Annotated in this window: 9 protein-coding genes; 6 read left to right on the top strand and 3 right to left on the bottom strand. The window is 35.7% G+C overall.

Annotated features, from left to right (window positions below):
* The first annotated feature begins 119 nt into the window (after window positions 1-119).
* The 6 genes from mfd (at window position 120) to QMD71_09705 (ending at window position 6,670) form a co-directional block, all read left to right on the top strand.
* Window positions 120-3,176 carry a transcription-repair coupling factor gene (mfd, locus tag QMD71_09730; protein ID MDI6841103.1) on the top strand — a complete coding sequence of 1,019 codons (3,057 nt, stop codon included), beginning with the start codon at window positions 120-122 and terminating at the stop codon, window positions 3,174-3,176.
* Window positions 3,177-3,430: 254 nt separating this feature from the next.
* On the top strand, window positions 3,431-4,714 hold the full coding sequence (locus QMD71_09725; protein MDI6841102.1) for a peptidylprolyl isomerase: 1,284 nt from the start codon (window positions 3,431-3,433) through the stop codon (window positions 4,712-4,714).
* Between the two features lie 28 nt (window positions 4,715-4,742).
* Entirely contained in the window at window positions 4,743-4,994 is a 252-nt protein-coding gene (locus tag QMD71_09720; GenBank protein MDI6841101.1) for a hypothetical protein, read from the top strand.
* Window positions 4,995-5,379: 385 nt separating this feature from the next.
* A complete protein-coding gene (locus QMD71_09715) occupies window positions 5,380-5,835 on the top strand; it encodes a hypothetical protein (GenBank protein MDI6841100.1) in 456 nt (151 codons plus the stop codon).
* Window positions 5,836-5,880: 45 nt separating this feature from the next.
* On the top strand, window positions 5,881-6,405 hold the full coding sequence (locus QMD71_09710; protein MDI6841099.1) for a nucleotidyl transferase AbiEii/AbiGii toxin family protein: 525 nt from the start codon (window positions 5,881-5,883) through the stop codon (window positions 6,403-6,405).
* Window positions 6,386-6,670 carry a hypothetical protein gene (locus QMD71_09705; GenBank protein MDI6841098.1) on the top strand — a complete coding sequence of 95 codons (285 nt, stop codon included), beginning with the start codon at window positions 6,386-6,388 and terminating at the stop codon, window positions 6,668-6,670. The genes QMD71_09710 and QMD71_09705 overlap by 20 nt, the downstream gene beginning before the upstream one ends.
* Window positions 6,671-7,181: 511 nt before the next feature.
* On the opposite strand, the gene QMD71_09700 is transcribed toward QMD71_09705, so the two are convergent.
* From QMD71_09700 to QMD71_09690, 3 genes are all read right to left on the bottom strand, one after another.
* Complete coding sequence (locus QMD71_09700; GenBank protein ID MDI6841097.1) at window positions 7,182-7,463, bottom strand: hypothetical protein; 282 nt, start codon at window positions 7,461-7,463, stop codon at window positions 7,182-7,184.
* Between the two features lie 17 nt (window positions 7,464-7,480).
* A complete protein-coding gene (locus tag QMD71_09695; GenBank protein MDI6841096.1) occupies window positions 7,481-7,750 on the bottom strand; it encodes a hypothetical protein in 270 nt (89 codons plus the stop codon).
* A gap of 36 nt (window positions 7,751-7,786) precedes the next feature.
* Window positions 7,787-8,014 (bottom strand): hypothetical protein (locus QMD71_09690; protein MDI6841095.1); only part of this gene is annotated, 228 nt, incomplete at its 5' end.

The raw sequence follows: 8,014 nt of genomic DNA, 5'->3' as shown, positions 1-8,014 counted from the left end.
AAATTTAACGTTTTCACGTAATAATTATCTTTAACATTTTAAAATAATAACTACACAAAGCAGAAACAACTTGACAATTGAATGTTGTTTAGTAAATTTTATAATATGGGTAGATTAAAATGCAAAACTCATTAGCTGATATTGAGACTATAATCCTGAAGTCAGAAAGGTTTAAAAAAACGCTGTTAAGCCCAAAAATACAGGGCCTTTATGGAGCACTGAAATCATTCTTTATTGCACAGCTATCAAAGAATAATCCAACTACTTGCATAATTACACCGTGGCCGGATGAGTTATTTGATGATATTAAGGTATGGACAAATAAGAGATGCGACCTCAAAGAGGCAATCCTTATTCCGTCATGGGATGAATCTCGCCCATCCGAGATGGGACGGGGTCAAAGAGTGCCGCCTCCACTTGAGATAATGTCTGACCTATACTATGCACTGAACTCACTTATTAAATCAGCTCCTGTAATAGTTGTCACAAACCCAAAGAAGGGACTACCTTCTCCTGAATTGGTTAAGAAAAATGTAATCTATTTGAATACTGGAAGCCATATTTCTATGAGTAAATTAGTAAACAAATTAGCCGAGTTTGGTTTTAACCGCGTTGGTACTGTTGAGGAGCTTGGTGAATTTGCAGTTAGGGGAGGAATAATCGACTGCTGGCCCTATGGACGAGCCTATCCTTTAAGGGTTGAATTTATGGCCGACGAAATAACAAGTATACGCGAATTTGACCCGTTAATACAGACTTCAGTCTCAAGAGTCCGGACTGCAGAAATCATGCCAATAAATCTGCCACAAGGAGATGCCGATATCAAAGATTATTTGGACAAAGATGCGTTACTTATATACGATACTATAAAAGAGGTGGAACCTCAAGAAGAGACTAATCGCCCCTATGTATACTTAGGTGAAGGCTATGATGTATGTGGGAAGTCAAGCTATCAAGGTAATCTCAATGTATTTAATCAGACACTTGCTAAACTTAAGCACTATAAAGTGTTTGTAATCTGTGAAAATGAGACTGAAAAATCAAGGCTACTCGAAATTTTTCCTGAGCTTGAAGTAAGATTGTCAGACTTAAGTGAAGGCTTTATTCTACCGGATGCTGAGCTTGCAGTCTTCACCTACTCTGATATATTTGGACGAAAAATAAGAGTTAAACCAATACACCCATTTAAAGGTAAAGGAATCCCTATTGAGGACCTCCAATCCTTACAACCTGGTGATTTTGTTGTCCATGTAGACTATGGGATTGGACTGTATCAGGGGTTAAAAAGAATACAGGTCAACCATACAGAGATAGATTGTTTACTTATCTTATATAAAGATGAAGATAAGCTATATGTCCCTTTTGACAAGCTCCGTTATATTGAGCGCTATATAGGGCATTATGAGCGACCACCTGAATTAACAGCACTTGGCTCAGGTGCATGGGAACGTAAGAAAAACAGGGCAAGAAAAGCGATACAAGATTTGACTAATGAGCTACTTTCATTATATGCAGAACGTAAAATTTCAAAAGGTTACAAGTTTTCACCCGATAATGTATGGCAAGCTAAACTTGAATCTTCGTTTCCTTACGAAGAGACACAAGACCAGTTAAAAGTTATAAATGAAATAAAAATGGATATGGAATCAGAAAAATCAATGGATAGACTTGTTTGTGGTGAGGTAGGTTATGGTAAAACTGAGGTCGCCTTGAGGGCTGCATTTAAGGCAGTAATGGATGGTAAACAGGTAGCACTCCTATGCCCTACAACAATACTTGCTGAACAGCACCTTAGAACATTTAAACAAAGACTAATTGAGTTTCCTGTAAAAGTTGAGTCACTTTCTCGTTTCAACACAAGAATGAAACAGCAAAAAATTGTAGCCGGACTTAAACGAGGAGACGTTGACATTGTAATTGGAACACACAGATTACTTGGGAATGATGTCCAGTTCAATGACCTTGGTCTACTTATTATAGACGAAGAGCATAGATTTGGTGTCCAGCAAAAGGAGAAACTAAAGAAATTAAAGAAAGGAATAGATACAATTTCTTTAACCGCAACCCCTATCCCAAGGACACTATATATGTCGCTGACAAGAATAAGAGATCTGTCTGAGCTTGAGACACCGCCTAAAGGTAGGTTACCTATTGTTACCCAAATCTCTATGTGGGATGAGAATCTTATTAAGCAGGTAATTATTCGTGAAATACAGCGCGGAGGGCAAGTATATTTTGTACACAACAGAATACGCTCAATTAATATAATTGCAAACCTGATTCGTAAATTAGACCCAAATTTTAATGTCGGAATTGCACACTCAGAACTATCGGAACGGGAACTTGAAGAAGTAATGCTAAAGTTCCTGATAGGTGATTTCAATATCCTTGTTTCAACTGCTATAATAGGCTCTGGAATAGATATACCTCAAGTAAACACAATTATTATAAATCGTGCCGATAGATTTGGACTCGCCGACCTCCACCAGTTAAGGGGTAGAGTGGGCAGGTCTGATGTTCGTGCCTATTGCTACTTACTTATACCAAAATACATAACAAAAGAAGCAAAGAGGAGACTGCAAACTATGATAACCTATACTGAACTTGGTGCAGGCTTTAAAATTGCAATTAGAGACCTTGAACTTAGAGGGGCAGGTAACTTATTGGGTAGAGAACAGCATGGTCATATCCATGCAATTGGGTATGAGTTGTACACACAACTACTATCAGAAGAGATAAAGAGAATAAAAGGAGAAGTAGTACAAAAGAGAATAGAACCAACTGTTGACCTTGGTATAAATTGCTATATTCCAGACTACTATGTAGACCCAGCCCGTAAGTTCAGCCTATATAAAAGACTCTCATCTGCCGACTCCTTACATGAAATTAATGAATTTAAACATGAACTGATTGACAGATTTGGGCCGCTACCGCAGGAAGTGGAATCGCTTTTACTTGCTATCCAAATCAAAATACTTGCACGTGATGCTGGGATAACAAAAGTTATAAATAAAGGTAGAGAATTTGGACTTAAGTTCCTAAAATTACCTAAAAAAACATTGCTCAATCATCCACTTGTAACTTGGGTAGGCTCAACAAAAGGAACAGTTGAGATTAGAGTGAGTATTAACGACCCCAAAAAGCTAAAAAGTTTTATTACAAAAATAAAAACTTGACTTTTTATACACTTTGGCTTTATATTAGAGTTGCAAAAATGATATTAAGTTACAGAAGCACGGAGAGTTTAATTATACTTTTTGTACCTTCATAGAAGATATACATGGATTATACGAAGATTACTGAGATGAGCAAAAATAACCCAAATGATTACAGAAATGACTGCAAAGATTGCCGAACTTATAGTTGCAGACGGAGAAAAGACAAGAGAGCTTATAAAAGGTTTAAAGTGATTAGAAAAATAGGAGGCACTATGTTTAGTAAAATTTTAGGTATCGGAGTAATTATTGCTCTTTTTCCTGTATATGTGAGAGGTGAAGTGAAATTAGTTGCTAAAGTAGGGGCTGAAGCTATAACTATTGAGAGTTTCAAGCAAATGTATAGACCAATTGAGGGCGCAAATCTTGATTCCCTAAAGAATGCAGTTCTTGATAAGTTAATAGCAGACAAGCTTATGATTATAGATGCACGTGATAAAGGATTTGGTAAACAAGTAGCAGATAGACTACGTGATTTCAAGAATCGCCTTACAATAAATAGCCTATACATACAAGTTGTTAGGAAGAGAGTAAAGGTATCACCTTGGGAAATAAGAAATTACTGGTGGCATCTCGATAAAGAAGTGTCTGCAAGTCAAATACTTGTTAAAGATAAAGAAAAAGCATATAATGTCTATAAAGAGCTGATATTGGGTAAAGATTTTGCTGAGCTTGCTCGTCAGCATTCTGAAGACCAGCGTACTGCAGAAAAAGGGGGTGACCTTGGCTGGATTAGTTGGGGTAGGATGGAGCCAGAACTACAGAAGGTGATATTCTCGCTCAGCTGTGGCAAAATTTCGCGTCCTATTAGGACAAGAAATGGGTATTATATTATAAAAGTTAATGATATCAAGAAAACAAAGCGCCCCGATTTCAATAAACAAAAAGATATGATAAAACAGAGACTTGAAAGTGAAAAAGAGAGACAACTTTCCACAGATTATCTTGAGTATCTAAAGAGTATTGCTCACATCGGATACAACCAGCATGCAATCCAAAAACTTATTGAAACTCTTCCCAAGGTTCCGGAGGAAGTAGAAAAGATGCCATTACTAAGTTGGACTGGTGGTAGAGTTATTGTAGGTGACTTTATCAAAGCACAACGCAGTTTAAGGATGTTTGATAACCCTAAAGATGTAGAAGCATGGGTGTCAAACTGGCTAACTTTTGAAAAATTGTTACCTGCTACCGCTTCACGCCATAAATTTGAATACTCAAAGGATATTAAAAAACAACTTAAAGAAACAGAAGATGGGCTACTACTACAAGAGTATAGAAGAGCAGAAATCACTGGTAGGACGAGTGTAACTGATGATGAAGTCCTTAAATACTACAATCAAAATAAGGACAAGTATGGCAAAGAATTTGAGCGTCAAAAGTACAGGGTAAGATATGACTTAGAGAGGGAGCGTCAATCTACAGTTGAAACCGAACTCATTAAAGAACTACGTGAAAGAATACCAGTAGAGATATTTGAAGAAACCCTAAAGGAAATATAAAGCAGAGTCGTGTAGCTTTAAAATAGCTATGGCAAGACCTCTAGTTGAGGTAAAAATAAGAGCCAAAAAGCTAAACGGGGTATTAGATACAGGCTCTCGTAAGTCATATATTATATCTGAGCTCGCAGAAGGATGCCCAATAGCACCTGTAATTACATTTGAAGTGAAATTGGGCAGAGAGATTTTAAGTATAAAGGAAGGCTTATTTCTGGCATTGCGAAAGATTCGGAAGATAGAGAGTATCTCTTCAGTCATGTTTTATTTCCTGTTAAAGATTTAGGTGAGGAAAACGGTAAAAAATTGGCGTCCTTTTTGGGGCAACTATACTTGAAGATTGGGGGACAATTGTTGATGAAAGTGTAACTCCACCAAAGATTGATTTTTGGGTCCTTAGAAAAGGCAAACTCGTTGAGCTTTAACTCTTCACTTCCAAACTTACGGCTTAGTTCTTCATTAAATATAATTTGACAAATCTAATTTTATGATTTATTATTTCTATAATTTGTGAAAAAACACACTTTAAAGAAATGAATTACTTGGAATTCAAAAATGTTTTTAGAGAGTTCCCAATCATCTCATCGAGCCATTTCTTCAATGTAACGCAAAAAACTGATGCTCTGAGATGGAACTTAGCATTATAGCAAAAGAAAGGGCTGGTTATTAAGTTGAAGAGGGGACTGTATATTTTAAATGAGAGTGATAGAAAAATTTACCCATCAAGAGTATTCTTGGCTAACTCTCTGTATTCACCTTCTTATGTGAGTACTGAATACGCTCTCGGTTTCTATGATTTAATTCCTGAAAAGGTAGAGGATGTGACCTCTATTACTACAAAAAAGACGGCTAAGTTTACGAATGCTTTTGGTACATTTCTTTATCAGCATGTGAAGACCGATTTGTTTTTTGGCTTCACACAGATAGAAGATGAAAATGGATTTCCGGTACTTATTGCAGAACCAGAAAAAGCGATGCTTGACTTTATTTACTTGAACTTGCAAGATTTTAAAGACAAGGGAAAAGATATTTTCAGTCTGTCATATCGGCTTCAAAATTTGGATACACTAAAAAAAGAAAAAACTAACGAATTTTGCCAAAAAATATGGAAACAAAAGAGTAGTTGAGGTAGTGGCGAAGTTATTAGATTTTATGAAAAAAGAAAAATAATTATGCTTGATTTAATTAAGAAAGTGATTTCAGGAATTTCAGCCCGTGAGTTAAAGATTCACACTACAAGAGAGTTCCTGCAGTTACTTATATTGAAGATTCTCTATGATAGGGGTTATTTTAGAAACCTTGCCTTTGTTGGAGGAACAGCACTGAGATTTCTACATGGGTTACGAAGATTCTCGGAAAATCTTGATTTTTCAGTCATTAATAGAAAGGGTTATAAGGTTGACATTTTTTTAGAAAAGGTTATTTATGAATTAGAAAAGACAGGATTTTCTTTAGAGATTAAGAAAAGTATAGAGGGACCTGTCAAATCAACCATGTTTAAATTTAAGGATATCTTATTTAATTTAGGGTTATCTGAGCAGAAAAACCAGAAGCTCTTCATTAAGCTTAAAATAGATTCAAATCCACCTGAGGGTTGGAACACAGAAATCTCATTAGTAAATAAGCACTTTGTCTTTACCGTGACGCATTTCGATATTCTCTCTTTATGCTACGAAACTGCACGCCTGTTTTTTTAGAAAATACACTAAAGGGAGAGACTTTTACGACCTTCTATGGTATCTGGGAAAAAAGTTGCTCCCCAATTTTGAACTTCTCAATAATGCTATAGAACAGACAGAGCATAAAAAAGTAAATGTGGATGCAGAAAATTTCAACGACTTCTTAAGGGAGAAGTTGGCTAAGATTGATTTTGTGAGAGTTAGAAAAGATGTGGCGAGATTTATAGAGGACAAAAATGAACTTAAACTACTGGACAAAGATTTAATTCTAAAACTTATCTAAATGCCTGTAAATCTTATCTCTGGCTTATATTCACAATTTCACTTCAATTGAGCTTGGAATTGTAGCTGTTTAGCTACCTGTCATAATTAATTATACCAGTGTAAGAAAAAGAACCCGTCCCAATTCCCCACTTAATTAATCATACCACTGTAACAAAAAGAACCTATCCCCATTTCAGAAGAATTCTTTGATAGTTTTTTACAGATGGTAAATTACTACTTAGACATCTCCAGAGAAACTACTTTGTATAGTTTCGTTAAAACACTCAAATATTTATCCAAAATAACATCCCATTTGTCTACTACAGATGCTTCAGAATTAACATTCTACTTCTCCCATATTTCCTTGATTTCTCGGGCAATATCTTTTCCTGTATGAATTGGAAAATCTTGTCTAAGTCGATTAATGTCGATTAATATCTTTTAAAATTTGTATAATACATGAGTCTTCTATATTGTTTCCCTTAAAACAGTGTTCCAGTTGCTGAATAGTGCCCATATTTGTTTCTCTCTTAAATGGTAGTTTCTGCCTGTGATAACCATATCTGCACCCATTCATTACTGCCTTCGCCTATTACTTCGATAGAGGTTGCTTTCCATAATGTCCCACCTTTTGTATAAATATAAATATATACGCTCCCCTCTTTCTTGTATGTTTCGTAAAATTCCCTTTCATTTAATGTAGCACTATTTAGAGCTACCCACTGCCGATTATAAGTACCAATTCCTATTTCGCCATAAAGTTTCCCTTTGAGTTGTTTTGAAGAAGGTTCTTCTAAAACTTTTATTTTCAAAAATGGAGCCGTTCTCTCTATTTCATGACGCCCCCTTTAGCTCGTCTTTCCTCGTCTGTTTTGCCATACACGCTCCATCCGGACAGGGATCTTTCTAATTCTGGGACAATAATAGGACGTCTTAAAATAGTAAATTTTTGCTTCAGTCGCTTCAACTCCTCCACTCCTTTTTCAGTAATAAATATACCAACTTGTGATTGCCCAACTTGATTCTCTCTTTTTAGCATTGTTATTGCCTTATCAATAATCTCTTTTTCAAACCATACATTTTTATAAATATCAGGCAAAGGAATCTCGCCACCATAATTTTTATTAAGATAAGTTCACACTAATTCCTTAGTCTTATCTATAATATCCCTATTGAAGTCAACATCACTTTGATAGGTAAATTCATATCGCTGGGATATGTAATTTACAGAAAGTTTAAAGCCTTCGTAGCCTTCTTCGTTTTTTTGCTTTGTTGAATAAATATTTTTATATCCACAAATTATCAGTGCAAAAATATTGAAAACCTCTCCTATTTGCATTATGCTTTTATAGGAGGAGGGAAT

It is taken from the genome of bacterium (assembly GCA_030018315.1).
In the GTDB taxonomy this organism is placed as follows: domain Bacteria; phylum Hydrothermota; class UBA3073; order JACQXS01; family JAGMCI01; genus JASEGA01.
This window is presented reverse-complemented; position numbering and strand designations above follow the sequence as displayed.

Coding starts and splice junctions, on each gene's coding strand:
- mfd (MDI6841103.1), top strand. CDS start 120: ATGCAAAACTCATTAGCTGATATTGAGACTATAATCCTGAAGTCAGAA.
- QMD71_09725 (MDI6841102.1), top strand. CDS start 3,431: ATGTTTAGTAAAATTTTAGGTATCGGAGTAATTATTGCTCTTTTTCCT.
- QMD71_09720 (MDI6841101.1), top strand. CDS start 4,743: ATGGCAAGACCTCTAGTTGAGGTAAAAATAAGAGCCAAAAAGCTAAAC.
- QMD71_09710 (MDI6841099.1), top strand. CDS start 5,881: ATGCTTGATTTAATTAAGAAAGTGATTTCAGGAATTTCAGCCCGTGAG.